The organism is Collinsella sp. CLA-AA-H302 (assembly GCF_040093305.1).
Lineage (GTDB): Bacteria > Actinomycetota > Coriobacteriia > Coriobacteriales > Coriobacteriaceae > Collinsella.
Window position 1 is genome coordinate 1 of sequence record NZ_JBBNJW010000009.1, and the last position, 26,116, is coordinate 26,116.

Annotated in this window: 18 protein-coding genes; 14 read left to right on the forward strand and 4 right to left on the reverse strand. The window is 58.9% G+C overall.

The genetic code is table 11. From position 1 onward, the window contains the following. Positions 1–248 precede the first annotated feature (248 nt). The 3 genes from coaE to uvrB are packed head-to-tail and all read left to right on the forward strand — an operon-like array spanning position 249 to position 3,756. Positions 249–890 (forward strand): dephospho-CoA kinase, encoded by a 642-nt coding sequence (gene coaE, locus AAAV21_RS07560; RefSeq protein ID WP_349108571.1) that lies wholly within the window; start codon positions 249–251, stop codon positions 888–890. Further along, the gene (locus tag AAAV21_RS07565) at positions 883–1,464 is read left to right on the forward strand and encodes a lytic transglycosylase domain-containing protein (protein ID WP_349108573.1); all 582 of its coding nucleotides are present in this window, start codon (positions 883–885) and stop codon (positions 1,462–1,464) included. Before coaE ends, AAAV21_RS07565 begins: the two co-directional genes overlap by 8 nt. 51 nt (positions 1,465–1,515) lie before the next feature. After that, positions 1,516–3,756, forward strand: a complete 2,241-nt coding sequence (gene uvrB / locus AAAV21_RS07570) for an excinuclease ABC subunit UvrB (RefSeq protein ID WP_349108576.1) — start codon at positions 1,516–1,518, stop codon at positions 3,754–3,756. A gap of 65 nt (positions 3,757–3,821) precedes the next feature. Here the strand turns inward: uvrB and AAAV21_RS07575 are convergent, their stop codons facing one another. From AAAV21_RS07575 to AAAV21_RS07590, 4 genes are all read right to left on the reverse strand, one after another. Next, complete coding sequence (locus AAAV21_RS07575) at positions 3,822–5,462, reverse strand: FAD-dependent protein (RefSeq protein WP_349108577.1); 1,641 nt, start codon at positions 5,460–5,462, stop codon at positions 3,822–3,824. Between the two features lie 80 nt (positions 5,463–5,542). Then, positions 5,543–6,814 (reverse strand): NAD(P)/FAD-dependent oxidoreductase, encoded by a 1,272-nt coding sequence (locus AAAV21_RS07580; protein ID WP_349108579.1) that lies wholly within the window; start codon positions 6,812–6,814, stop codon positions 5,543–5,545. Further along, the gene (locus AAAV21_RS07585; protein WP_349108581.1) at positions 6,815–7,645 is read right to left on the reverse strand and encodes an Mrp/NBP35 family ATP-binding protein; all 831 of its coding nucleotides are present in this window, start codon (positions 7,643–7,645) and stop codon (positions 6,815–6,817) included. A gap of 145 nt (positions 7,646–7,790) precedes the next feature. Continuing rightward, positions 7,791–9,944, reverse strand: coding sequence for a sulfatase-like hydrolase/transferase (locus AAAV21_RS07590; protein ID WP_349108583.1), 2,154 nt, complete (start codon positions 9,942–9,944; stop codon positions 7,791–7,793). 193 nt (positions 9,945–10,137) lie between these two features. Between AAAV21_RS07590 and uvrA the strand changes: the two genes are divergently transcribed. The 11 genes from uvrA (at position 10,138) to AAAV21_RS07645 (ending at position 26,114) form a co-directional block, all read left to right on the forward strand. Then, complete coding sequence (uvrA, locus tag AAAV21_RS07595; RefSeq protein ID WP_349108586.1) at positions 10,138–13,017, forward strand: excinuclease ABC subunit UvrA; 2,880 nt, start codon at positions 10,138–10,140, stop codon at positions 13,015–13,017. Positions 13,018–13,149: 132 nt separating this feature from the next. Then, positions 13,150–13,650, forward strand: coding sequence for a Cys-tRNA(Pro) deacylase (gene ybaK / locus AAAV21_RS07600; protein ID WP_117855078.1), 501 nt, complete (start codon positions 13,150–13,152; stop codon positions 13,648–13,650). Between the two features lie 3 nt (positions 13,651–13,653). Beyond that, positions 13,654–15,336: a murein biosynthesis integral membrane protein MurJ gene (murJ, locus tag AAAV21_RS07605; protein ID WP_349108590.1), complete on the forward strand. Its 1,683-nt coding sequence runs from the start codon at positions 13,654–13,656 to the stop codon at positions 15,334–15,336. 6 nt (positions 15,337–15,342) lie between these two features. Then, positions 15,343–17,283, forward strand: a complete 1,941-nt coding sequence (uvrC, locus tag AAAV21_RS07610; protein WP_349108593.1) for an excinuclease ABC subunit UvrC — start codon at positions 15,343–15,345, stop codon at positions 17,281–17,283. A 365-nt stretch (positions 17,284–17,648) separates the two neighbouring features. After that, positions 17,649–19,262, forward strand: coding sequence for an ABC transporter substrate-binding protein (locus AAAV21_RS07615; protein ID WP_349108596.1), 1,614 nt, complete (start codon positions 17,649–17,651; stop codon positions 19,260–19,262). 157 nt (positions 19,263–19,419) lie between these two features. After that, positions 19,420–20,376, forward strand: coding sequence for an ABC transporter permease (locus AAAV21_RS07620; RefSeq protein ID WP_055251823.1), 957 nt, complete (start codon positions 19,420–19,422; stop codon positions 20,374–20,376). Between the two features lie 3 nt (positions 20,377–20,379). Continuing rightward, positions 20,380–22,395, forward strand: coding sequence for a dipeptide/oligopeptide/nickel ABC transporter permease/ATP-binding protein (locus AAAV21_RS07625; protein WP_035138893.1), 2,016 nt, complete (start codon positions 20,380–20,382; stop codon positions 22,393–22,395). After that, complete coding sequence (locus tag AAAV21_RS07630; RefSeq protein ID WP_006236159.1) at positions 22,396–23,223, forward strand: ABC transporter ATP-binding protein; 828 nt, start codon at positions 22,396–22,398, stop codon at positions 23,221–23,223. An 80-nt stretch (positions 23,224–23,303) separates the two neighbouring features. Continuing rightward, positions 23,304–24,281: an acetylxylan esterase gene (locus AAAV21_RS07635; RefSeq protein ID WP_349108598.1), complete on the forward strand. Its 978-nt coding sequence runs from the start codon at positions 23,304–23,306 to the stop codon at positions 24,279–24,281. Beyond that, complete coding sequence (locus AAAV21_RS07640) at positions 24,274–25,125, forward strand: acetylxylan esterase (RefSeq protein WP_349108601.1); 852 nt, start codon at positions 24,274–24,276, stop codon at positions 25,123–25,125. Before AAAV21_RS07635 ends, AAAV21_RS07640 begins: the two co-directional genes overlap by 8 nt. A gap of 68 nt (positions 25,126–25,193) precedes the next feature. Next, positions 25,194–26,114 (forward strand): dihydrodipicolinate synthase family protein, encoded by a 921-nt coding sequence (locus AAAV21_RS07645; protein ID WP_089573615.1) that lies wholly within the window; start codon positions 25,194–25,196, stop codon positions 26,112–26,114. The last annotated feature ends 2 nt before the right edge of the window (positions 26,115–26,116 follow it).

Genomic DNA, 26,116 nt, shown 5'->3' on the forward strand with positions numbered 1-26,116 from the left:
CATCGCGCCGAGAGTACTGCGGGGCCAGCCCGTGGGAGGCCAGGGCGCCGCTGACCGGTGGACGGCACCGAGCCGTCGCAAGACTTGAAGAAGGGGGAGGCCTCGCGGCCTCCCCCTTTTTTGTGCTATATATACGTTGTGCTTTGGGACCTAGCTCCCCCGTATGCGCTCTTACTGTTTGCCTGTATTTTGAGTCCTTCTAGTTTATTTGAGCGATAATTACTCGCATTGGCGTTAGGGAGGGCTTGATGTTTACCGTATTTGTCTTGGGCAATATTGCTTCGGGTAAATCTACTGCCTGCCGCTATTTCGAATCTCGTGGCGCTATGCTTATCGATCTGGATGAGCTTGCAAAATCGCTGTATGTACCGGGCTCTGATATCGTCAATGCTCTCGCGGATGAATTCGGTTGGGATATTTTGGATGAGGAAGGCGGCGTTCGCCGTAACATACTCGCTTCTCGAGCTTTTGTTTCTCCTGATGCGGTCGCGAGGCTCAATAGCATTGTGCACCCCGTTCTCATTGAGCAGCTGTCACTGAGGATTCTCGATCCGGTTTGTTGTACGGTTTCGTCTCCCCGTTACCCCTTTGCGGTGGTCGAGGTTTCTGCCCCGACTGGTTTTGAGGATTCATTTGGCTTGGCTGATGAAATTTTGGTCATCAGCGCCCCTTTGTCAGTTCGTCGCGAGCGTGCTATTCAGCGTGGCATGGAGCCATCTGATTTCGATGCCCGTTCTGCTTGCCAGCCCGATGAGTCTGCGCTGTGCAATCTCGCTACAACGGTGATTGATAATACCGCAGGCGATAATTCGCTCTTTGAGCAGCTTGACTCATGGCTTGCATGCCATGGGTTTATAGACACTGCGAATAAGGAGGATGCCGATGCCTAAGACACGTTTCTTTGCGTGGTATCGCCTTATACCGCTGGCTGCCGTTTTTGCCTTCGGCCTTATCTCATTCGTTTACTCGTGTGCTCCTGCCGCTTTCTTTAAGCCGCTGTATCCGATTGACTACGAGGCATATGTAAAGCAATCCAGTATTTCGCATAATCTGGATCCGTATCTGGTGTGCGCTGTCATTAAGTCGGAATCGAATTGGGATCCCAACGCCGAATCGAATCAGGGTGCTCAGGGATTGATGCAGCTGATGCCCGTGACTGCTCAGGATATGATCACCAAGGGCCTTGTCGACGGTGACGAGTATTCGGTCGACAACCTTAACGATCCGGCTACCAATATCGAGTTTGGCTGCGCATACCTCTCGTATCTTCTGACCTATTTCAACGGGTCGACGGATAGTGCCATTGCCGCCTATAACGCCGGTATGGGCAATGTCGACGGATGGGCGCAGCAGAGTACGTCGCTGCACAATGCAATCACCTTTCCCGAGACGCAGGCTTATCTGATTCGTGTCAATAATGCTTGGGTTCGCTATAAGACCCTCTATCCCGATCGGTTCGTATAGGACTATGCCTGCCGCCTGCGTATACTGCAGATATATGAGTTAGGATTATCCATGGCGGATTTTGAAGTTGAGCGTGTTGGCGGAGAGCTCAAACGCTTTGGCGTTGAGGGCTCTGAGGTGCCGTTTGAGGTCGTGTCTCCCTATGAGCCTGCAGGTTCCCAGCCAAAGGCCATTGAGTCGCTTGTGCAGGGCGTGAGGGACGGAGACCGCTACCAGGTTTTGCTGGGCGTGACTGGTTCGGGCAAGACCTTCACGATGGCTAAGACTATTGAGGCCCTGGGGAAGCCGACGCTGGTCATGGCTCCCAATAAAACGCTCGCCGCTCAGCTTGCGAGCGAGCTCAAAGAGTTCTTTCCCAACAACGCTGTGGTCTACTTTGTCTCGTACTACGACTACTATCAGCCCGAGGCGTATGTGCCGCAAAGCGATACGTATATCGAGAAAGACTCCTCGATCAACGAAGAGGTCGAGATGCTGCGACATCAGGCGACCGCATCGCTGCTATCTCGACGCGATGTGATCGTCGTCGCATCAGTCTCGTGTATCTATGGTATTGGCTCTCCTGAGGACTATGCGGGTCTGGCTCCAAACGTCGACAAGAAGGTGCCGCTCGAGCGCGATGACTTTATTCATGCACTGATCGACATTCAATATGATCGCAATGACTATGACCTGGCGCGCGGCACGTTCCGCGTGCGCGGCGATGTTGTCGACGTGTATCCGCCTTATGCCGAGCATCCGTTGCGGTTTGAGTTCTTTGGTGACGAGGTCGAGCTGATTGCCGAGATCGATGAGGTCACCGGCGAGATGATTCGTGAGTACGAGGCCATTCCCGTCTGGCCGGCATCCCACTACGTGACCGAGAAACCCAAGGTCAAGGCCGCTCTGAAATCAATCAGTGAAGAGTGTGAGAAGCGTGTGGCCGAGCTCAAGGCGACCGACAAGTTGCTCGAGGCGCAGCGTCTGCAGCAGCGCACCGACTATGATCTTGAGATGCTCGAGACCATGGGTTTTTGTAACGGTATCGAGAACTACTCGCGTCATCTGGACGGTCGCAAGCCGGGTGAGCCGCCGTTTACCCTGATCGATTACTTCCCTAAGGACATGCTCTGCATCATCGATGAGAGCCATGTGACGGTGCCGCAGATTCGCGGCATGCACGAAGGTGACCGCTCGCGTAAGGTGACGCTGGTGGAACACGGTTTTCGCCTTCCTTCGGCACTCGATAACCGCCCGCTTCGTTTCGATGAGTTTGAGGCAAGGATCCCCCAGTTCATCTACGTTTCGGCCACGCCGGGCGACTACGAGCTGCGGGTGAGCCAGAACGATGTTGAGCAGATTATTCGTCCGACCGGCCTGCTCGATCCCAAGATCGATGTGCGTCCGGTTCGCGGCCAGATTGACGATCTTGAGGACGAGATTCGCGAGCGCGTTGCCCGCAAGGAGCGCGTGCTGGTGACCACGTTGACCAAGCGCATGGCCGAGGACCTGACCGACCATCTGCTTGATGCGGGCATTAAGGTCAATTACATGCATTCTGATACGGCGACAATGGACCGTGTCGAGATCCTGCGAACGCTGCGCGAGGGCAAGATCGATGTTCTCGTTGGCATCAACCTGCTTCGCGAGGGCTTGGATCTTCCCGAGGTCTCACTGGTGGCAATTCTCGATGCCGATAAGGAAGGCTTCTTGCGCAACCGCCGTTCGCTGATTCAGACGATTGGCCGCGCGGCCCGTAACGCCGATGGCGAAGTCATCATGTATGCGGACGTTGTGACCGATTCGATGAAAGAGGCCATCGAGGAGACACAGCGCCGTCGCGAGATTCAGATGGCATATAACGAAGAGCATGGCATCGTGCCCAAGACGGTGCGCAAGGCCATCAACGACATCTCAAGTTTTATTGCCGAGGCCGAAAAAACCGTGGGTTCCAAGGGGCGCTCGAAGGGCGACTCTCTTGGCCATGGTGCATTCTATACGCCCGATGAGTCGGGCGAGGGTGGCGTGCCGGAAACGGTGGCACCCGAGCAGACACTTGCGGAGCAGTTGGAAGAACTACCGCATGACGAGCTTGTCCGGATCGTCGAAACCATGGAAGAGGATATGCGCAACGCTTCTGCTGCCATGGACTTTGAGGAGGCGGCGCGCCTGCGCGATGCCGTCGTTCAGATTCGGGCGATGCTCGAGGGTGCGTCTGAGGACGAGACGATCGAGCGCTTACGTTCGCAGGCCCGCAAGGGTTCCACGTTCGCATCGGGCAGAAAACGCCAGGGTGCACGGTTTAAGAAATAGCGAACAGGCCCCGAGTTCCCTGTGGAGCTTGGGGCCTGTGTCTTTTGCGCGCTGGAATTCGTGCGTTAGAGGTCTGCGATCAGGGCTTCGGCACAACGGATGCCGTCGGTGGCCGCGCTCATGATGCCGCCGGCATATCCAGCTCCCTCACCACAAGGGTAGAGGCCCGGGGTCGACACGGCATGGCATGTTCGGTCTCGGGTGACGGTGACCGGTGAGCTCGAGCGAGTCTCCACGCCGGTAAGAACGGCATCGGGGCGGTCGTAGCCTCGTAGTTTTTTTCCGAGTAGGGGAAGTCCCAGACGGAGCGACTCGACGATATGCTGCGGCAGGGCTTCGTCAATTGCCGTCCAGGTCACACCGAGCGGATAGGTAGGTTTTACCTTTCCGGGCGCCTTGCTGGCGCGTTCTGCGAGGAAATCTCCGACGAGCTGTGCCGGTGCGTTCCAGCTGGAACCGCCCAGGCGATAAGCGGCCGCCTCGCAGGCACGCTGGAGCTCGATGCCGGCGAGCGGGTCATCGTTGGGAAGGTCCTCGGGCGTGACGTTAACGAGCAGGGCGGCATTTGCGTTGCGTCCGTCGCGGGCATTAAGACTGGCGCCGTTGACGCACAGGTGGCCCTGTTCGGAAGAGGCGGCGACAACCTGTCCGCCGGGGCACATGCAAAACGAGAACACGCTGCGGCCGTTGGGAAGATGGGCGACGAGCTTGTAGGGGGCTGCTCCGAGGGCAGGATGTCCCGCTGAGGCTCCATATTGGGCACGGTCGATGTCGCGCTGCGGATGCTCGATGCGAACGCCCATGGCAAAGGTCTTTTGTGCGAGGGCCACGTTGTGGTCCTTAAGGAGCTCAAAAATATCGCGAGCAGAATGCCCGCAGGCAAGGATGAGGTGCTTTGTCTCGATTGGCTCGCAAGCGGCGTCTTGGGACGATTGGACATCAATACCGGTGATGGCGCCAGACGCGTCGATGCGAATGTCGACGAGCTTCGTTCGATAACGGACGACACCTCCGAGCTGCTCGATGCGCTGGGATATAGCGGTGACAACCGTGGGAAGGATGTCGGAGCCAATGTGCGGCTTGGCATCCCACAGAATATCGCGGGGCGCACCCGCCTCGACGAAGGTTTCGAGGATAAGGCGATGGGCGGGATTTTTGGTTCCCGTATTGAGCTTGCCGTCCGAGAAAGTCCCCGCGCCGCCCAGACCAAACTGGATATTGCTCTCGGGGTCGAGGATGCGCTCCTTTAGAAAGAGGTCGATCGCCTGCGAGCGGCGAAATGCCGGGTCGCCGCGCTCGATGAGCAAGGGCTTAAGACCTGCTTCGGCGAGCGTAAGCGCAGCGAAAAGGCCGGCGCATCCGGCGCCGACAACGACAGGGCGTTCTTGAGGTGCGTCGGAGGCGGGGGAGGGGAATGAAGGCTCATCGTCTTCTATCGCGCGTACGCGCGAGCGGTCACGCTCGGCAACGCTGTCGACCGCTTCTCGCTCGAGGTGGGGACTAGCCAGCTCAACACGAAAGCTCAGGATAAAATGGACGTCTCGTTTTTTGCGAGCGTCGATTGACTTGCGGTGGAGCTCGATGGACTTGATCTCGGAGTCCTTGCAACGTAGGACGCGCTTGGCGACTCGCTTGCCAACAATGAGGCAGGCATTTTCATCGCCGGCTTCATCGAGCGACGCGTTGACTTGGGTGATTTCAATCATCGAGGTCTCCTTAGAGGCAAGAAAGAGGCCGTCCGGTATCCCAGACGGCCCGAATGCGTTTTTGATTATAGACTGCGCGGCTATAGGCTGCTTGCAGCGCGAATGCCCGAGAGCCAGGCCCACGCAAGGTTAAAGCCTCCGCAATCGGCGTCGATGTCGAGCGCTTCGCCGCAGACGTAAAGCGGGGCGTCGACAACGCTGCGCGCGCGTAGACTGGGTGTCGAGATGCTCTCGACAGATATGCCACCACGCGTGACCTGCGCCGAGCGCTCATCGGTCGTTCCCTCGGCAAACAGCTTAAAGTGCTTGAGAATCGAGACCAGGTGGATGACATCGTTGGAGCCTGGATGGCACTGCTCGAACGCTGTGCAGACGACGTGGGAGAGTTGCGGGGCGAGCATGCCGTCGAGCCAACGGGGATCGCGGGGTGAAAAGCCGCCGAGCAGCTCAATGCGCCGGTTGAGCTGCTCGAGCAATTCGTCTTTAGAGAGGTCGGGGAAAACGTCGAGCAGGATCGTATCGCCGCGCTGGATACGACGGGAGAGGTTGAAGACAGCGACGCCCGAGATGCCGAAGGTTCGAAACAGCACTTCACCGTCTTCGTGCCAGAGCTCATTATGATTGCGGGCGAGCGTCAAGCGGGCGCGGACGCGCAGGCCATCCAACGTCTTGAGTGCCGCCCGATCGCCAACGACCGTTGCCGATACGGGGCAGAGGATGGGGCGCAGCGAAGTGAGGGGAAGGCGAAACGTATCGGCGATATCGGTGGGGTTGCCGCCCGTGGCGATAATTACGGCATGTGCCTGCAGGGTCTCGTTCTTGCGAGGGACATCGGCGAGCGCCTTCCGAAGCGAGCGGAGCTCCGATTTTCGGTCGTCGTGCTTTTTTGCCTTGAGCGCCCGCGCTGGACGGTCTATTTGGAGTGCCCAGCCTTCGGAAGCTTTGTGCGCCGAGGTAACGTTGGCTCCGCAGATTAAGGTGATACCTAGGCGGTCGCAAACGCTGAGAAGCGCGTCGCGCACCGATTCGGCGCGAAGGGAGCGCGGGTACAGCCGGCCTTCCTCGGAGGTTGTCATGATACCCAGCGAGGAGAAGAAACCCATAAGCTCTTGTTCGGGCTGGGGGCCCATGACGGATTCGACGAATGCAGGGTGGTTATACCGCTGAGGATCAATCGATTCGTTGGAGAGGTTGCAGCGGCCGTTACCGGTCGCAAGGAGCTTAAGGCCGCAGGCGACATCGCGCTCAACGATGCAGACGCTTTTGCCAGCGCGTACGGCCGTAATGGCGGCGGCGAGGCCTGAAGCCCCGCCGCCGATTACCAGGACGTCATAGAAGGCGCTCGCGTTCACTTAGGCCTCGTCGGTCTCGTGCGGGGTAATAGCCTCGACGGCAGAGACTGCCTTGGGCAACATGCCATCGGGCAGCGCGGTTTCGACCTCGCCCTTATCGCAGGCCTCGGCGAGTGCCGGATTAATGGGAAGCTGCCCCAAGATGTCGAGGTTATAGCGCTCTGCGACCTCGGGGAGCTTGCTCTTGCCAAAGACCTCGATCTTCTTGCCGCAGTCGGGGCACTCAATATAGCTCATGTTCTCGACAATGCCCAGAATGGGGACGTTCATCTTCTCGGCCATGTTGACCGCCTTGGCGACGATCATCGAGACCAGATCCTGCGGGCTCGTGACGATGACGATGCCGTCGACCGGCAGCGACTGGAAGACGGTGAGCGCGACGTCGCCTGTTCCCGGAGGCATGTCGACCAGTAGGTAGTCGATGGGGCCCCACGAGGTCTCGCTCCAGAACTGCCTAATGGCGCCTGCGATGACCGGACCGCGCCAAAGGACGGGGTCGGTCTCGTTTTGGAGCAGCAGGTTGGAGCTCATGACCTTGACGCCGTGCTCGGAGATTTCGGGCAGCATAAGGTTGCCAAGGGCATGGACGTGGCGTCCGCTCATACCGAACATCTTGGGGATAGAGGGACCGGTGATGTCGGCATCGAGGACGCCGACCTTGTGGCCGCGACGGGCAAGCTCGGTGGCGATGGCACCGGTGACAAACGACTTGCCGACACCGCCCTTGCCGGAAAGCACGGCGATGACGCGCTTGACCTCGGACAGCGTGTTCTCCTCAAATTGCGATGGCGACGTTTGTCCGCCGGCGGCCTGTGCGTGTTCGCAACCCATGTATGACTCCTTTGTATATGTTGGGGCCGGGGCCCCGCGATGTGACACGAGCGTCATTGTACCCTCGTTTGCGAGCGGGAGTCATTTGCGATGCGTTTGGGCCGAGCGTGCTTGCAATACGATGGGCCCAAGCGAATGGGCGGGCTTACTGAACTTTGCTGGCGAACTCGAGGTATTGCATGCGCTGCAGCTTGTTGATCGTCGAGGCGTAGGGGCTGTCTTCCGATTCCAAGTCGTAGCGCAGCCCGTCGGCACCGAGATAGCCGGCGACATTGACGGTGGGCACATCTGACCTTGTCGCAAGCAGGGCCTTTTGGTAATTGGTGAGCGGGGCGCCGATCTTATTAAGGGTAATGGCTGCAATCTCGTTTGCCCCGACGGTGTCGTAGACGTTGAGCTCGGTATTGCCGGCGATTTCATAGTTAGCCCAGACGAGATATGTCGACTGATAGATACGGAAAGCGTGGCTTGCTGTATCTTCCTGAGGGTACAGCTCGTCGTTGAGAGTCGTTGCGGCGCTCGGCTGATGGTCGCCAAAAAAGACAAGAACAACCGGTCTGCCGATATTGCGGAGCTCATTAATAAAGTACTCGAGGTCCCGGTCGGATGCGTTGATGCAGGTGAGATAGGTGTTGAGCGCGCTGTTGGCGCCCTCGCTGGCTCCCTCGACCCAATAGTTTGTCAGCTCTTCGGCGGGAACGGTGCCATAGTCGTAGCCGCCGTGATTTTGCATTGTGACGTCAAAGATGAACTGCGGCGCTTCGTCGGTTCTAAGCAGGTCGAGTATCTTGTCGTAGGTGGCGTAGTCGCATACGCCGGCATGGTAATAGGGCGCACCTTCGAAATCGCCGATTGAAAGAAAGTCTCCAAAGCCCAGCTGCTGATAGATTTTATCTCGATGGTAGTTGACGGGGTTTTGCGGGTGCATAGCGGTAGCGGTATACCCAAGCTCTTTAAGGTCCTTTGCCAGGCTGTTGACGCCATTCATCTGATACAGTTGATAGGGAATTTTGCCTAATCCGACAAAGGCCGTTGTCGCTCCGGTCAAAAATTCGAATTCGGAGTTCGCCGTTCCGCCACCGGCGACCGAAGCGAGCATGGTGCCGCGAACAAGTGTGTCGGGAAGCGAGTTGTAGAATACGGGGCCGGTGTACCCGGCCGCCTGGAGCTGCTCAAAGCACGAAAGGTCGCTAAAACTCTCGTTCATGACGGCAACAATCGTCGGCTTGATTTCATTGAACTGGGCAACGGCCGCCGCGCGCTGCTCGCTCGAGCCATATGTGCTGTCGTAGGCGGCGGCGAGCTCCTGCTCGATGCTCTGCGCCTCATCGGGCGTATAGCCTTCGGGCTTCTCAATGGGCAACTCGTTGACCATTTCGGTGAACGAAGTGATAAAACCCTGAGACGCATACGTGGTGATGGGCTGCCAACGGTCAAATCCAAAATCCAGTGCCTGCTCCAAGTCGATGCTGGAAAAGCCCGAGAGCCCCACAACGGTTACGAGCAGAAAAGCACAGAGGTTAGCGGCGATAGCGGGGAAGACATGGGCGGGCGTACGGAGCTTTCGCGGTCGGATGAGCGAAAGAAGCCCCAGGGAAATCTCCAGCAGGGCGAGAGAGGTTACGATTCCGGCGGTAAAGGTAAACTCGTATCCCTCGCTCACTTCCATTGCGGTGCCAAGGGCCAAGATATCGCTTGGCAGGATGGCTTCGCCTTTAAACGTTATGACGAAGTGCTCGGCAATGCCAAGGATGCAACAGGCGACGGGCACGAGGGCCATGACGCCTCCATGACGCTGTCCCACCAAATAAAGGGAGAGCAGAACCGTCGCGAGCAGCCCGACGGAAAACCCGAATGAGTTGGCGGGAATGCGATAGAACGTTTCGTTGCAGGCAATTTCGAGTGAAACGAACGAGAGCGCTGAAACAGCGGCGATGACAAGGATGTCACGGCAAATACAGGCAACCGTTCCCGTCGCAAGGTCGGTTTGGTCGATAAGTCCCGAAACCAAGGGCTCGACAAGAAGCATGACGGCGGCAGCACCGAGCGCCGAATAAGAAAGGACCCATAGGGAGCTGCCCTCATTTACGAGCAATTGATTCGTAACCCATGCAGCTACCACGCCGAGCGGGATGAGGAGCGTCGCGCACCAAAAGACGCGGGCAATGGGTGGCTTTTCGTTGCGTTTGATTGAAAAATACACGCGCACGACGACGGCGGCCACGATAAGGACGGCGATGAATATGGGCAGATTGGCCATGTCGCTCGAAGTGATTTCAAGGGGGATATCTTCGGTCATGGACGTTCCTCTGGTACAGCAAATTAAGTTCAGTATTAGATTACTGTAACCTTTCCACGGCATTTCGAGAAACAAAGCGCCCGATACGCAAAGCTAAAGGTCTGCGAATCTTGTATTACGAACATCTGTGCGCGTCGAGTGCGCTAAACTCATCGGCAGTATGATTCGATGCAATAGGAGGCAAGGAGCTTCCATGTCTGATTCTTCTATCGTTATTCGCGGCGCTCGTGAGCACAACCTCCGTGATATCGATGTTTCCATTCCGCGTGACCAACTCGTGGTCATTACCGGTCTTTCTGGCTCGGGCAAGAGTTCGCTGGCATTTGACACTATCTATGCCGAGGGCCAGCGTCGATACGTCGAGAGCCTTTCGAGTTATGCGCGCCAGTTCTTGGGCCAGATGGACAAACCCGACTTGGATTCAATCGACGGCCTTTCGCCGGCTGTCTCAATTGATCAAAAGACGACATCCAAGAACCCGCGCTCGACGGTGGGCACCGTAACCGAGATTTATGACTACCTGCGACTGCTGTTCGCCCGTGTGGGCACCCCGCACTGTCCCGAATGCGGCCGCGTCATTGAGCGCCAGACGACCGACCAGGTTGCCGACAAGGTCTTGGCGGCGGGGGAGGGCCGCCGCGCGTTTGTGCTGGCACCGGTGGTACGCGGGCGAAAAGGCGAGTACACCAAACTGTTTGAGGACCTTCGCGCCGAGGGCTTTAGCCGCGTGCGTGTCGACGGTGAAGTGCGCTCGCTCGACGATCCGATCGATCTGGACAAGAAGTTCAAGCACGATATCGAGGTCGTGGTCGATCGCATCATGATCCGTGAGAACTCTCTGGGCCGTATCGCCGAGTCTGTTGAGCAGGCGACTGCGCTGGCGCACGGCAATGTGAACGTATACTTGCTGCCCGACCGCGACGCTCCCGAGGGGACCGAAGGCGAGTTGCTGGAGTATTCGCTGGCGTTAGCGTGCCCGGAGCATGGACACTCCATCGATGACCTGCAGCCGCGTGATTTCTCGTTCAACGCGCCCTATGGCGCGTGCCCCGAGTGCGATGGCCTGGGCTTTAAGAAGACGGTCGATGCCGAGGCCCTAATCGAAGACCCCTCGAAGTCGATCGCCGACGGGGTCTTTGGCAGCCTGTTTGGCAACTCTAACTACTATCCGCAGATTTTCGCTGCGGTCTGCAAACACTTTAAGGTGAGCGTCGATACGCCGTGGGAGGATCTGCCTCCGCGGGTGCGTCGCGCGTTTTTAGACGGCATGGGCGACCAGAAGATTTCGGTCGACTATCAAAAGCTCGATGGGCGCCGCAGCCAGTGGGACACCAAGTTCTCGGGCGTGCGCAATATCCTGTACGAGCGCTATACCGTGACGACGAATGAGAACACCAAGGCGCGCTTGGAGAAGTACATCCGCGAGGAGCCGTGCTCGAGTTGCCATGGTGCTCGTCTGCGCCCCGAGATGCTCGCCGTTACCGTAGGCGGTAAGTCCATTTACGAGGTCTGCTGTCTATCGTGCCGCGAGTCGCTCGAGTTTTTTGAGGACTTGGAGCTTACCGAGCGCCAACAATTTATCGGCGGGCGCATCGTTAAGGAAATCCTGGAGCGCCTGCGCTTTCTGGTCGATGTCGGACTCGACTATCTGACCCTCGACCGTGCCTCGGCGACGCTTTCCGGAGGCGAGGCCCAGCGCATTCGCCTGGCAACGCAGATCGGCGCCGGCCTCATGGGTGTCCTGTACATTTTGGACGAGCCATCGATCGGCCTCCATCAGCGCGATAACGAGCGCCTGATCAAGACGCTTGAGCGCCTGCGCGATATCGGCAATACCGTCATCGTCGTCGAGCATGATGAGGATACGATTCGTGCTGCCGACTATGTGATCGACATGGGCCCCGGCGCGGGCGTGAACGGCGGACACGTGGTCGCCGCGGGAACGCCTGCCGATATCATGGCGTGCCCCGATTCGATGACGGGTGCTTACCTGACCGGCAAGCGAATGATTCGGGTTCCCGATGAACGCCGCAAGCCCGGTCGTGGCTGCCTTAAGATCACGGGCGCCCGCGCCAACAACCTCAAAAACGTTACCGCCAAGATCGAGTTTGGTACGCTTACGGTTGTTACCGGCGTGTCGGGATCGGGCAAGAGCTCCCTGGTTACCGACACCATTGCGCCTGCCCTTACGAATGCCATTCACCGTTCGACGCGCCCTGTGGGTCCGTATAAGAAAATCGAGGGCATCGAGTGTATCGATAAGGTTATCGATATCGACCAGTCGCCGATTGGCCGCACGCCGCGTTCCAACCCTGCTACGTACATTGGCCTTTGGGATGATCTTCGCGCGCTGTTTGCGAGTACGCCGGAGTCGAAGGCGCGCGGCTACTCGCCGGGACGTTTCTCCTTTAACGTGAGCGGCGGTCGCTGCGAAGCATGCAAGGGCGACGGACAAATTAAGATCGAGATGCACTTCCTTCCCGATATCTATGTCCCCTGTGAGGTCTGCGGCGGCAAACGCTATAACCGCGAGACGCTTGAGGTCACCTACCGTGGTAAGACCATCTCTGACGTGCTCGACATGAGCGTCACCGAGGCGCTGGCCTTCTTTGGGAATATCCCGCAGATTAAGCGCAAGCTCCAGACGCTGTACGATGTAGGCTTGGGCTACGTGAGCCTGGGCCAGCCCGCCACGACGCTCTCGGGCGGCGAGGCGCAGCGTGTGAAGCTCGCCAAGGAGCTTCATCGACGCCAGACGGGCAAGACGTTCTATATTTTGGACGAGCCGACGACCGGCCTTCATTTTGAGGACGTCCGCCAACTGCTCGATGTGCTGCAGCGCTTGGTCGATGCGGGCAACACGGTGCTGGTGATTGAACACAACCTTGATGTCATCAAGGTTGCCGACCGCCTGATCGATATGGGCCCCGAGGGCGGTAACGGCGGCGGAACCGTCGTGGTTTCGGGCACACCGGAGCAGGTTGCGGACTGTCCGCAGAGTTATACGGGCAAGTTTTTGGCGCCGTTGCTCAGGCGTGACCGGGAGCGTCAGGCTCAACTTGATGCTCAATAAATAGGCGATTCAGTTTATGGGCGCCATCGACTCCTTGTGATTCGATGGCGCTTGCTGTGTCGAAGTGACGTATGCAGCCGAATTGGACATATACTTAATCCTTGCGTCCGAATGCGAGGGAAAGGATATGTCATGGCAAAGGCTGTAAAGACGCCAAAAACCAATGCGATGCGCGAGCTGGAAAGCGCCGACATTTCCTATGTTCTACATACGTATGAAGACGATGGTGACGAGTCGGCGGGCCTGGGGGTCGCGATTTCGGAGCAGCTTGGCGAGGAGCCCGGTCAAGGATTTAAGACCTTGGTCTGCGTGACGCCGTCCAACGACCACGTCGTGTGCTGCATCCCTGTTGCCGACGAGCTCGATCTAAAGTCCGCCGCGCGTGCCGCGGGGGAGAAGTCCTTGGCCATGATGCATGTGAAGGATTTGCTTGCGGCGACTGGCTACGTTCGCGGCGGCTGCAGTCCGGTCGGTATGAAAAAACGCTACCGGACGCTCATTGATGAGACATGTGTCCTTTGGGATACCATTTTTATTTCGGGAGGCAAGCGTGGTTATCAGCTCGAGCTTGCACCCGATGATTTAATTGCATTTTGCGGGGCGACGGTTGCCGCGATTACGAGAGAGGACTGAGCGATGCCGCAGGAAGAATTGAAGTGCGGAGCTCATTTTGCAAAAGAATCTGCGCCTCAGACACCCTCATCCGAAGCTTCTTCGTCGCGAGATGACACTGACGACATGGGCTCGTCGGACTACTCCACGGTTGGTCGTTCCGCCGGGCTTATGACCATCCTGACCATCGTGTCTCGCGTCACCGGTTTTATCCGCACGTGGGCAATGGCGGCCGCTATCGGCATGTCGCTACTCTCGTCTTCCTATCAGGTCGCCAACAACCTGCCCAATATGCTCTACGAACTCGTGATGGGCGGCATGCTCGTGACGGCGTTTTTGCCCGTGTACATGGGCGTGAGACGTGAGCGGGGTCGCGAGGCCTCGAACGAGTACGTGGGCAACCTGCTCGGCATTCTGCTTTTGGTGCTGGGTGGCATTTCGTTGCTGGGGACCGTGTTCGCCCCGGGCTTTATCTGGACGCAATCGTTTCTTTCGGGTGACGGCGGCAGCATGGATACCGCTGCGTTCATGTTCCGTTTCTTTGCCATCCAGATTCTGTTTTATGGTTTGGGCTCGGTGTTTTCGGGCGTCCTCAACGCACACCGCGACTACTTCTGGTCGACGTTTGCCCCGGTCCTCAACAATGTGATCGTCATTGCGAGCTTTATGGGCTTTGCGCCCGTGTCCGCACAGTTTGGCGAACGTGCCGGCATCATCTTGATTGCGGCCGGTACGACCCTCGGTGTCTTTGTTCAGATGGCATGTCAGATCCCCGCGCTTGGCAAGCACGGCGTGCATCCCCATATCCATATCGACTTTAAGGACCCCGCACTGCGCCAGACGATTGCGCTCGGTATCCCGACGCTGCTCGCCACGGTGTGCATGTTTGTCTCGACTTCTATCACCAACGCTGCTGCGCTGGTGGTCCAGCCCGAGACTGGTCCTTCCGTCATCGCCTATGCGCGCCTGTGGTACACGCTGCCCTACGCGCTGATTGCCGCCTCGCTTTCGACGGCGCTCTATACCGAGCTCTCTCACGACGCACAGGAGAAGGATTACGACAGCGTCCGCACGGGCATTTCGCGTGGCGTCGCCCAGATGCTGTTCTTCCTGATTCCATTCGCGCTGTACCTGATTGTCTTCGCGCGTCCGCTCAACATGATCTACTGCGCTGGCAAGTTCGATGAGTCCGGTGTGGCGCTGGTGTCGGAGTTCCTTATCTACCTGGCACTTTCCCTGCCGCTCTACGGCGTGGTCGTGCTGATGCAGAAGAGCTTCTCTGCCTTGCTCGACATGAAGCCCTATAGCCGCTATTGTCTGTATTCCGCCATCGGCCAGGCCGGCTCGGTTCTGCTGTTTGGCGTTGTGCTGGGCTTCGGTATGCCCGCAATCGCGCTTTCGTATGTCGTCGACTACGTGATCTTGGTCGGTTGCTCGCTGTGGTGGCTGCGTCGTCGTCTGCGTGGCCTTCAGGTTAAATCTATCCTGCATGGCGGTTTCTTTGGCCTTTTGCTCGGTGGCCTGGGTGCTGCCGCAGGCGCCGGCGTCATGTGGGCGCTTGAGCACTTTGTCGGGGCACTTGGCGGCTCGATTCTGATTACTCTTGGCTACGTTTGCGTTGCGGGTGTCGTCTCGCTTGCTGTTACCTTTGGCCTTGCCGTCGTCCTTAAGATGCCCGAGGTCTCGGCGCTGATTCGTCGCAAGTAGGTGCGCGTGACCGGTCACGACAACATTCCAACGCTTGCCGAGCAGGTTTCGCGCGTTCCCACGCAGCCCGGCTGCTACCTTTGGAAAGACGCCAAGGGCGATGTCATCTACGTGGGCAAGGCGAAAAACCTGCGCGCCCGTATGCGTCAGTACGTGACGCTGCAGGACGAGCGCCAGAAGATCCCGTTGATGATGCAGCTGGTGGCGAGCTTTGACTATATCGTGGTGGAGACCGAGCACGAGGCGTTGGTGCTCGAGCGCAATTTGATTGGCCAGTACCATCCGTACTTTAACGTCGACCTCAAGGATGACAAGAGCTACCCCTTTATCGCCATTACAAAGGGCGACCTGTATCCCGCTATCAAATACACGCGTGAGCGTCATAAGCCGGGAACGCGCTATTTTGGACCTTATACCGATAGCCGCGCGGCACGTGAGACGATAGATACGCTGCGCAAGGTTATCCCCATCTGCTCCGCATCCTGTGCGGAGTGGCGTCGTTGTCGCCGTATCGTCGAGTCCCACAAGGGCGAGGAAGACATCGTCAATATGATTTGCGCGCAAAACGGGCGCCCCTGCTTTGACTACCATGTCGGGCGCGGCCCGGGTGCGTGTGTCGGCGCGATTTCCCCGGCAGACTATGCCAAGAACGTCAAGCGTGTCGAGCGCTTTTTGTCGGGCCATCGCAAGGATGTCGTCGATGAGTTGACCTCCGAGATGGCGGATGCCGCCGAGGCGCTCGACTTTGAGCGCGCGGCACGCGTCAAACGTCGTTTGGAGGTCATCAGGGGTCTGGACGACCGCCAGCAAGTCGTTTTTCCCTCCAGTGTCGATATCGATGTCATCGGTTTCTATCGCGAGGAGACCATCTCCGCCGCTTGCGTCTTCGTCGTTCGCGAGGGCCGAACAGTTCGCACCTGCGAGTTCATTCTCGACAAGGGTCTTGATGTTGACGAGGAAGAGCTCCAGTCGGGCTTTCTTAAGCGCTATTACGACGAGACGGCTGATATTCCAGCTGAGGTCAACCTTTCCGTCGAGCTTGAGGATGCGGAGGCGCTGGGGGAGTGGCTTGCGGGCAAGCGTGAGCGTTCCTGCCATCTCCATAGGCCGCAGCGTGGCGAAAAGCACCGTCTGCTCGATATGGCATCCAAAAATGCGCGCCATGCCCTCATGCGCTACATGATGCGAACGGGGTACGCTGACGACCGCACCAATCAAGCGCTCCTGGAGCTCGAAAGTGCGTTGGCGCTGCCATCGCCGCCGTTGCGTATCGAGTGCTTCGATATCTCTACACTGCATGGCACCTTTACGGTCGCCTCGATGGTGGTGTTTACCAACGGGCGCGCCGACAAGAGCCAGTATCGTCGTTTTAAAATCCAGGCCGAATTGGACGAGGCAAACGACTTCGTGTCGATGTCCGAGGTTTTGGGACGACGCTATGCTCCCGAGCGCATGGCCGACGAGCGCTTTGGCTCGCGCCCCGATCTGCTCGTTGTCGATGGCGGTAAGCCGCAATTGACCGCTGCGATCAAGCAACTTGAGGCTCTTGGGCTCGATATACCAGTTTGTGGCTTGGCGAAGGCCGATGAGGAAGTTTTTGTGCCTTGGGACGAGACTCCCGTCGTGCTGCCGACCGGGTCTGCCTCGCTCTATCTAATTAAACAGGTGCGCGATGAGTCCCACCGATTTGCTATCACGTTCCATCGTGAATTGCGCGACAAGGCCATGACAGTTTCGGTACTCGATGACGTTCCTGGCGTGGGGCCCACCAGAAAACGTGCCCTTATGCGCCATTTTGGCTCGATGAAGCGTTTGCGCGCGGCGAGCGAGCAGGAGATTGCAGAAGTTCGAGGCGTTCCGGCCGATGTCGCCAAAGCGGTCCACGAGGCACTTGTTGCGTGGAATGCCGAGCGCTCCGAGATGGCGGCAAAGCAATCCGAAAACTAAACACGCCTCTAAACAACTGATATACATGATTGCGTGATTTTCAATCATGTATTTCACGGCGATTACCAGCCGATTTCGGGTTTTATTAACGCTAAAACGTTTGACTAACCATGGTGAACAACACTGCTATCCTGCGCGTTGACGAAGACTGATATCTCACCTCGTCGATACATACTGTCTGTCGAATCATTTGTCAATGAATTCGGTGAACGGTAGTAAATACCGTTCAAGCGGATGTATGTATCGGTCGCCGAGCGCGGCACCTCAGTTGGGTTCGTCGGTAGGTAAGGTATATATCGTCCGCAAGTTGCGCGGGGGCACGTCTAGGTGCTCCCGGGTAAGATTCTCTATTGATAGGAGAAGACATGGCCATCATCAACAAGGGTATGTCCAGGCGTTCGTTCCTCGGCCTCACCGGCAGCGTCGCTGCTGTCGCAGGGCTTGGTCTCACCGGCTGCGGTGGCAGCTCCAGCGACGAGGGTTCCGCTTCCGGTTCCACCGATTCCGCCAACCGTGGCGGCGGCGTGATCACCGCTGGTTCCGCTTACGCTCCGTCCAGCTTCGATCCCGCCAGCACCGGCTCCGCTGTGGGCCTGGGTGCTAACTGGCACGTCGTCGAGGGCCTCTACGGCATCGATTACCACGACTACAGCACCTTCAACGAGCTCGCCACCGACGATCCCAAGTCTGTGGACGACACCACTTTCGAGGTCACCATCCGCAAGGGCGCCAAGTTCTCCGATGGCACCGAGGTCACCGCTGACGATGTCGTTGCCTCCTACACCGCTTGCGCCGCTTCCGCTACCTATGCTCCGTTCTTCCAGCCCTTCGAGTCCATCGAGGCCAAGGACGCCAGCACCGTGACGGTCAAGACCAAGGTCCCCAACTTCTCCCTGCTCAAGGATCGTCTGGCCATCGTCCGCGTTACCCCGGCCACCCAGACCGAGGAGGATCGCGCCAAGCAGCCGATCGGCTCCGGCCCCTGGATGTACGACTCTATCTCCGATACCGAGATCACCCTGGTTCCCAACCCCGAGTACAACGGTGAGTATGCTGCCGAGGATAAGAAGATCCAGTACAGCATCCTGACCGACCCCACCGCTCGCGTTACCGCTCAGCAGGAGGGCTCCACGCTCGTTATGGAGCTCGTTACCGCTGACGCCGTCGACCAGCTCGAGAGCGCCGGCTGCAAGATCGATAACGTTCAGGGTTTCGGCACCCGCTTCATCATGTTCAACGTCGCCAAGGAGCCTTGGAACAACGTCAAGGTCCGTCAGGCTGTCATGTATGCGCTCGACACCGAGAAGATGGTCAGCAACACCTTCGCCGGCCTTGCCACCGCTGCCAGCTGCTACCTGCCCAAGAGCTTCACCAATTATCATGAGGCTTCCACGGTGTACAAGACCGACGCCAAGAAGGCTAAGAAGCTCATCGAGGAGTCCGGCATCACCCCGGGTGCCATCACCCTGCGCACCACCGACAACGAGCAGATTAAGGGCATGGCCGCCCAGGTCAAGAACGACCTCGACGCTCTCGGCTTCGATGTGACCATCCAGACCGATACCTCGCCGGCCACCTACGCTGCCATCGACGGCGGCGAGGCCTACGATATCCTCCTTGCCCCTGGCGATCCTTCCTGCTTCGGCGCCGACCCCGACCTGCTGCTCAACTGGTGGTACGGCGACAATGTCTGGATGCAGACCCGTTGCCCGTGGAAGGAGTCCGCTGAGTGGCAGAAGCTCCACAGTCTCATGGACGAGGCTCTTGCCGCCGAGGGCGACGAGCAGCAGAAGAAGTGGAACGAGTGCTTCGACATCATTGCCGACAACGCCGTTCTGTACCCCGTTGTCCACGTCAAGACCGTCTCCGCTTCCTGGAACGATCCGTCCACTGCGCCCAACGGCGAGGCCCTCGATGGCTTCAAGGGCATCGGCACGACGAGCATGTCCTTCAGGGGCGTTGCGACCGTCAAGGCGTAAGACTCGCTTGAGTCTGTATGCAGGATGTCGGTCGTTGGGACCGTATCCTCATAGTTGAAACAAAGACCCGGGCGACCTCGATGTCGCTCGGGTCTTGTAATGAGTATCCGTACTCATATACCAGTTGGTCCTACCGACAAAAGAAAGGGGAGAGAACGTGAACAACTTGCTACGTTTGATTGGAAGGCGTCTTGTGGCGCTGCCGATCATGGCATTGGGCGTCACCGTCCTGGTGTTCTTCCTTATGTCGTTCTCCAAGACCGACCCCGCCTACACGGCGTTGGGTGACGGTGCCTCGCCCGAGGCGGTTGCCGAGTACCATGAGAAGTATGGTCTGGACGACCCCTGGCCCGTGCGCTACGTGCGCTATATGGGCGATTTGATCCATGGCGACATGGGCACCTATGGTGCTGCTCGCAACTCCGTTGCCAAGCGCATCTCCACGGCCCTGCCCGTCACGATGCAGCTGACCTTCATCGGCCTTGCCATCGGTGCGGTCGTTTCGTTTTTGCTCGGCGTCATCGCGGCACTGTATCGCGACAAATGGCCGGACCAAGTGATCCGCGTCTTTTCCATCGCCGGCTTGGCAACCCCGTCGTTCTGGCTTGCCGTTCTGTTGATCCTGCTGTTCTCTTCCTACCTTAAGGTGCTCCCGGCATCGGGTGCTCTGCCTCACTTCACCACGAATCCGGCTGGTTATCTGGGCCGCATGATTATGCCCGCCATCGCCTTGGCATTTCCGCTGACGGGCCAGATGACTCGTATCGTGCGTACCGCCATGGTCGAGGAGCTCGACAAGGACTATGTCCGTATGGCTCGCGGTGCCGGCGTTCCCGAGAAGGTCGTCGTCGGTATCAACGTTCTTCGCAATGCGCTGATCACCCCGGTCACCACCCTCGGTCTTAAGATCGGTTACCTCATGGGCGGCGCCGTCGTCATCGAGGTTATCTTCAACCTCCCCGGCATGGGCACCGCGATTCTGCAGGGCGTTCAGGGCAACGAGGCGAACCTGGTTCAGGGCGTCGTTATCGTCGTTGCTCTTGCCTTCATCATCATCAACATCGTGGTTGACATGCTCTACCTGCTCATCAACCCGCGCATCAGGACGGTGTAGATTATGGTAAAGATTCGAGAGAAGCAAACCGAGCAGCTCGAGAAGGCTGCCTCCAAGGGGCTCAAGCTCGGTGGCTGGAAGAAGATGACGCTGTCTTCTAAGATTGCCGCCGTCGTGCTGGTGCTGGTCGCCCTGACTGCGATTCTGGCGCCCCTTCTTGCCCCCTATAGCCCGGTCGAGATCTTTACGGCTCGCCAGGCTCCCGGCAACGGATTTATCTTCGGTACCGACGATAAGGGTCGCGATATTCTGTCGCGTATGCTCTACGGTGGTCGTTACTCGCTGATTATCGGCTTTGGCGCCACTGCCATGGCTCTGGTCTGCGGCTCGGTCGTGGGCGCCCTTGCAGCGGTTTCGCGCAAGGCCGTCTCCGAGACGATCATGCGTATCTTGGACATCATCATGTCCATCCCGGGCATTGCCCTCGCGGCCGTCTTCGTCTCCATCCTGGGCAACTCCGTGCCGTCGATCATCTTCGCCATCGGCTTTATGTACACTCCGCAGATTGCCCGTATCGTGCGCGCCAACATCGTGTCCGAGTACGGCGAGGACTATGTCCGCGCGGTCATCGTTTCCGGCGCCAAGGCTCCGTGGATTTTAATCAAGCATGTTCTGCGTAACTGCATCGCCCCGATCATGGTCTTCACCGTTACCCTAGTCGCCGACGCCATCATCTTCGAGGCTTCGCTGACCTTCATCGGCGCTGGTATCCAGGAGCCCACCGCTACCTGGGGCAACATCCTCGCCGACGCCCGCGGCGGCGTGCTCGCCGGCCGTTGGTGGCAGGCGTTGTTCCCGGGCCTGGCCATCATGATCACCTGCCTGGCGCTCAACATCCTCTCCGAGGGCATTACCGACGCCATGGCCGCTGCTCCCTCCGCCGCCCTGGATCCGACCGATTCCTCCAAGCGTCGCGAGGCCGACCTGCTGGTCTCCGACCCCGTTCGCGCCTACAAGGAGCAGGCCCAGTCCCTCTCCGCTCGCCTTGGCGCCCTGCGCGATGTCGAGCTCAAGCGTGACGATCGCCATGTGCCCGACGAGTCTGTCGAACCGATTCTCTCGGTCCGCGATTTCTGCATTCAGTTTGAGCATCACGGTGATATCAACGTCGTCGACCATGTCAACTTTGACGTCCGTCCTGGTCAGACCATGGGCCTGGTGGGCGAGTCCGGTTGCGGTAAGTCCATCACCACGCTGGCCATCATGGGCCTGACCGACGACGATGAGCACCTTTCCGGCGAGGTCCTCTGGGAGGGCCGTGACCTACTCAAGATGAGCAAGAAGGAGTGGTTCGGCCTGCGCGGTACCGATATCGCTATGGTCTATCAGGACGCCCTGTCCTCGCTCAACCCCTCCATGCTCATCTCTGCCCAGATGAAGCAGCTCACCAAGCGCGGCGGCACCCGCAGCGCCGAGGAACTCCTGGAGCTCGTGGGCCTCGACCCCAAGCGTACGCTCGAGAGCTACCCGCATGAGCTTTCCGGTGGCCAGCGTCAGCGTGTCCTGATCGCTATGGCCCTTACCCGCGACCCCAAGCTGGTCATCTGCGACGAGCCCACGACCGCTCTGGACGTTACCGTCCAGAAGCAGGTCATCAAGCTGCTCAACGACCTTCAGGCCAAGCTCGGCTTTGCCATGATCTTCGTCTCGCATGACCTGGCGCTGGTCGCCGAGGTCGCCCATAACATCACGGTTATGTACGCCGGTCAGGTTATCGAGCAGGCGCCCACCAAGGAGCTGCTCACCAACCCGATTCACGAGTACACCCGCGGTCTTCTGGGTTCCGTTCTGTCCATCGAGAGCGGTTCGGGCCGCCTGCACCAGGTGCCCGGCGCCGTTCCGAGCCCGCGCGATTTCCCCAAGGGCGATCGCTTCGCGCCCCGCTCGAGCCATCCGCGTATTGGCCTGGACACCCGTCCGGTCTTCAAGCGCGTGCCCGGCACCGAGCACTTCTATTCCGAGCTCCCCGACGAGGTGCTCAAGGCAAATGGTTTGACCCCTCACGCGGAGGTGATGTAGATGAGCGAGACCGCAGTCAACGGCGTCGAGCCGATCATCTTCCTTGATGACGTCCACGTCACCTTTAGGACCCGTACCGGCTCGATTCTGCACCCTAACCTGGTTCACGCCGTCCAGGGTGTAACGATTAAGCTCATGCCCGGTCAGACGATCGGCATCGTCGGCGAGTCCGGTTGCGGTAAGTCCACCACCGCCAACGTCATGTGCGGCCTGCAGGCCCCCACGAGCGGCAAGGTCTACTTTAAGGGCAAGGACGTAACCAAGCGTACCGCCGAGGACCGTCGCCACATGGGTCGCGTCATCTCGGTCGTGTTCCAGAACCCGGCCACGGCGCTCAACCCCCGCATGGTCGTTCGCGAGCAGCTGCTCGACCCCATGCGCGTCCACAACCTGGGTACCGAGGCCGAGCAGGAGAAGCGCGTCAAGGAGCTCTTGGAGCTCACCGGTCTGCCCAGCTCCGCCGCCGAGGTTCTTCCCGGCCAGCTTTCGGGCGGCCAGCGCCAGCGCGTCGCAATTGCCCGTGCCCTGTCGCTGAACCCCGATGCCATCATCGCCGACGAGCCCACCTCGGCTCTGGACGTTTCGGTCCGCGCGCAGATTCTGAACCTGCTGACCGACCTTAAGAAGGAGCTCGGCCTGGCCATGGTGTTCATCAGCCATGACATCCAGACGGTCCGCTATATCTCTGACGACATCATCGTTATGAATGGCGGCAAGATCGTCGAGCAGGGCGAGGCCAAGCAGGTCTTCCAGCACCCTCAGGACCCCTACACCAAGATGCTGCTCGGCGCTGCGCCGTCGCTGCTTCATCCCAAGCTCGGCGAGTAGGTTCGCTTTCCCTCCCGTGCGCCCGGTTCCCTTGCCGGGCGCACCTCCGTTGCGATTTCGAAAGGTTGGGTTCACGGGCCATGCCAAGCGCTCAGGAGCTACAACGGCAATTTGGTGATTATCGGGGCGCCATGCCCCGTCCATCTGATTTCGATCTCTTTTGGAACGACCGCATAGCTGAGGCTGACGCCGTCAAGATCGACTATGCGGTCGAGGCGGCATCGATTGCCGATACTGCGACCTGCCAGTTTTTTGACCTCTGGTATACCGGCATGTGCGGCGCCCGCCTGCATGCCAAGTATCTCAAGCCGGTTTCGGACGAGCCCGTGCCGCTGGTGTTACAGTTCCACGGCTATCCGGGTGCAAGCCGCAGCTGGTTCGAGCAGGCGTCGTTTGCGGGCATGGGCATGGCGCTCATTGCCCTCGACTGCCCCGGCCAGGGTGGCCCCTCCGAGGATATTGGTGGATTTGAAGGCACAACGGTCGCGGGCCATATCGTCGCCGGTATCGATGGCGACCCGGCCAACCTCTACTATGTCCGCTTGCACCAGGATATCCGCATTCTGTGCCGTATTGTTCGCGAGCTCGAGGGCATCGATCTTTCCCGCGTATTTGTGAACGGCGCATCACAGGGCGGCGGTTTGGGCATTGCGACCTGCGCGCTTAATAGCGAGCTTATCAATCGTGCCGCCATCCTCTATCCCTTCCTGTCGGATTTCCGCCTTGTTTGGGATCTGGATGCCGACGATATCGCTTATGAGGGCCTGCGTTATTGGTCGCGTTGGTTTGACGAGGACTCGACTCGTATTGAAGAGGCCTATGCCAAACTGGCGCACTTCGATTCCAAGAACTTAGCCCCCATGGTCAAATGCCCCGTGCTGTTTGGCACGGGCACGGCCGATATCGTCTGTCCGCCGGCGACGCAGTTTGCGGTCTACAACAACCTGGCCTGTGAGAAGCGACATGAGTTCTTTGAGGGCTTTGGCCACGAGGAGATTCAGGACTTTGACGACATGATCATTCCGTTTTTCTGCGAGGGAGGGGAGGCTCATGTCTAAGTGCGAGAGCAATGTCGACGAGCTGATCGTCCCCAGGCTCGCGGGGATGCCTGGAACGGTTTCGTCAAGGCTCTCTGATTTCCGGGGTTGGCGCGGCGATGCTTCTGCGGATGTTTCCAAATTAGAGACAGCCGCCTCGGACTTTGAGGTTTGCGGCCTGACTGTTACGGCGATTGATTTCGTCAATCCGTGTGCGCGCTACTCCGAGGTTTCCTTTGAGCTTGGTGGCGATGTGGTCCACGCACGTTTGATCGAGCCTGCCGGTCGCGCCCGAGCATCCGAGCTTGTGCCGCTATGTCTGATGTTTCACGACATCGACCGACCCGTGCGGGGATGGCATCACATGACGAGGTTTGCGGCCATGGGATATGCCGTGCTTGCGCTGGACGATGAGGCGATTGGATCCAGCGAGCTGCAGCAGGGGATTGCCTCTCCTGCTTTTGTCAAGCGCGTCCGTTGGGGTTGCGCGATGGCGAAGGTGGCGCGCAATCTTGATGGCGTGGACCCCGACCGCATCTTTGCATGGGGCGAGGGCCTTGGCGGCGGAGTCGCGCTGGCGGTTTCTGCTCTGGACGAGCGGGGCCTCGCCTGCACGGCGGTTGCCAATCCAATTCCCGGTGGCCTCGAGGCGTTGTCGTCTCGGGTGCGTGGATCGGTGCTCATGGGCACATCGCTCATGGATGCCGTGAGTGATCCCAAGGGCCAGTTTGCCGTATTCAACGGTCTTGAGTGTGACCGGAGGCATATCATCTATGCCAAATACGCTCATGAGCGCATCAACGCGTTCGAAAACGAAGTCATCGACTTTTTTAACCAAACGTTCTACCCGTGTTCTTTGGCCTAGACGGCCTGGACACTGCCAACAAGAGTGGGTGGCATAGGGCCGCCCGCCAGACAACTAAGGAGATTCTTGTGGCAACTCAGAAATTCACCGGCGTTATCCCTCCCGTCGTTGTTCCCGATACCGAAGACCACCAGCTCGACGTTGCCTCCTTTGAGCGCAGCATCAACCGCATGATCGATGCCGGCGTCGATGGCCTGTTCTTCCTGGGCTCTTCGGGCGAGGTCGTTTTCTCCACCGATGAGCGTCGTCGCCAGATCATCGCCGAGGCCGTTCGTATCGTCGACCACCGCGTGCCCGTCCTGGTCGGCATCATCGATACCGAGACCGAGCGCATGATCGAGCACGGTAAGGTCGCTCAGGAGCTGGGCGCCGATGCGCTTGTCGCCACCTGCCCGTTCTATGCCCTGCAGGGCATGACCGAGGTCGAGGAGCACTTCCGCATCCTGCACGAGGAGCTCGACCTGCCCATCTTTGCCTATGACATTCCCGTCTGCGTTCACACCAAGCTCCCCTGGAAGCTCCTTGCCAAGCTCGGCGCCGAGGGCGTCCTTGCTGGCGTCAAGGATTCCTCGGGTGATGACATCTCGTTCCGCTATCTCGTTCAGGAGAACGAGAAGAACGGCCATCCGATGAGCATCCTCACCGGTCACGAGGTTGTTGTCGACGGCGCTTACCTCGGTGGCGCCGACGGTTCTGTCCCGGGCCTTGCCAACGTTGAGCCCGAGGGCTACGTGCGCCAGTGGAAGGCCGCTCAGGCCGGCGACTGGGCTACCGTCAAGGCCGAGCAGGATCGCCTCAATGAGATTTCGCACATCTGGGACGTCACCTCGGGCGTCCAGGGCTATGCCGGTGGCGTCGGCGCCTTCAAGACCGCTATGAACCTCATGGGCATCTTCGACAGCCCGACCATGCCGCGCCCGGTGAAGGCCATGACCGGCGAGAACGTCGAGGCGATTAGGAAGGTCCTTCAGGACAACGGTCTCCTGTAAAG

Excerpts from the sequence above, each read along its gene's own strand:
- coaE (WP_349108571.1), top strand. The coding sequence starts at position 249 with ATGTTTACCGTATTTGTCTTGGGCAATATTGCTTCGGGTAAATCTACT.
- AAAV21_RS07565 (WP_349108573.1), top strand. The coding sequence starts at position 883 with ATGCCTAAGACACGTTTCTTTGCGTGGTATCGCCTTATACCGCTGGCT.
- uvrB (WP_349108576.1), top strand. The coding sequence starts at position 1,516 with ATGGCGGATTTTGAAGTTGAGCGTGTTGGCGGAGAGCTCAAACGCTTT.
- AAAV21_RS07575 (WP_349108577.1), bottom strand. The coding sequence starts at position 5,462 with ATGATTGAAATCACCCAAGTCAACGCGTCGCTCGATGAAGCCGGCGAT.
- AAAV21_RS07585 (WP_349108581.1), bottom strand. The coding sequence starts at position 7,645 with ATGGGTTGCGAACACGCACAGGCCGCCGGCGGACAAACGTCGCCATCG.
- AAAV21_RS07590 (WP_349108583.1), bottom strand. The coding sequence starts at position 9,944 with ATGACCGAAGATATCCCCCTTGAAATCACTTCGAGCGACATGGCCAAT.
- uvrA (WP_349108586.1), top strand. The coding sequence starts at position 10,138 with ATGTCTGATTCTTCTATCGTTATTCGCGGCGCTCGTGAGCACAACCTC.
- ybaK (WP_117855078.1), top strand. The coding sequence starts at position 13,150 with ATGGCAAAGGCTGTAAAGACGCCAAAAACCAATGCGATGCGCGAGCTG.
- murJ (WP_349108590.1), top strand. The coding sequence starts at position 13,654 with ATGCCGCAGGAAGAATTGAAGTGCGGAGCTCATTTTGCAAAAGAATCT.
- AAAV21_RS07615 (WP_349108596.1), top strand. The coding sequence starts at position 17,649 with ATGGCCATCATCAACAAGGGTATGTCCAGGCGTTCGTTCCTCGGCCTC.
- AAAV21_RS07625 (WP_035138893.1), top strand. The coding sequence starts at position 20,380 with ATGGTAAAGATTCGAGAGAAGCAAACCGAGCAGCTCGAGAAGGCTGCC.
- AAAV21_RS07630 (WP_006236159.1), top strand. The coding sequence starts at position 22,396 with ATGAGCGAGACCGCAGTCAACGGCGTCGAGCCGATCATCTTCCTTGAT.
- AAAV21_RS07635 (WP_349108598.1), top strand. The coding sequence starts at position 23,304 with ATGCCAAGCGCTCAGGAGCTACAACGGCAATTTGGTGATTATCGGGGC.
- AAAV21_RS07640 (WP_349108601.1), top strand. The coding sequence starts at position 24,274 with ATGTCTAAGTGCGAGAGCAATGTCGACGAGCTGATCGTCCCCAGGCTC.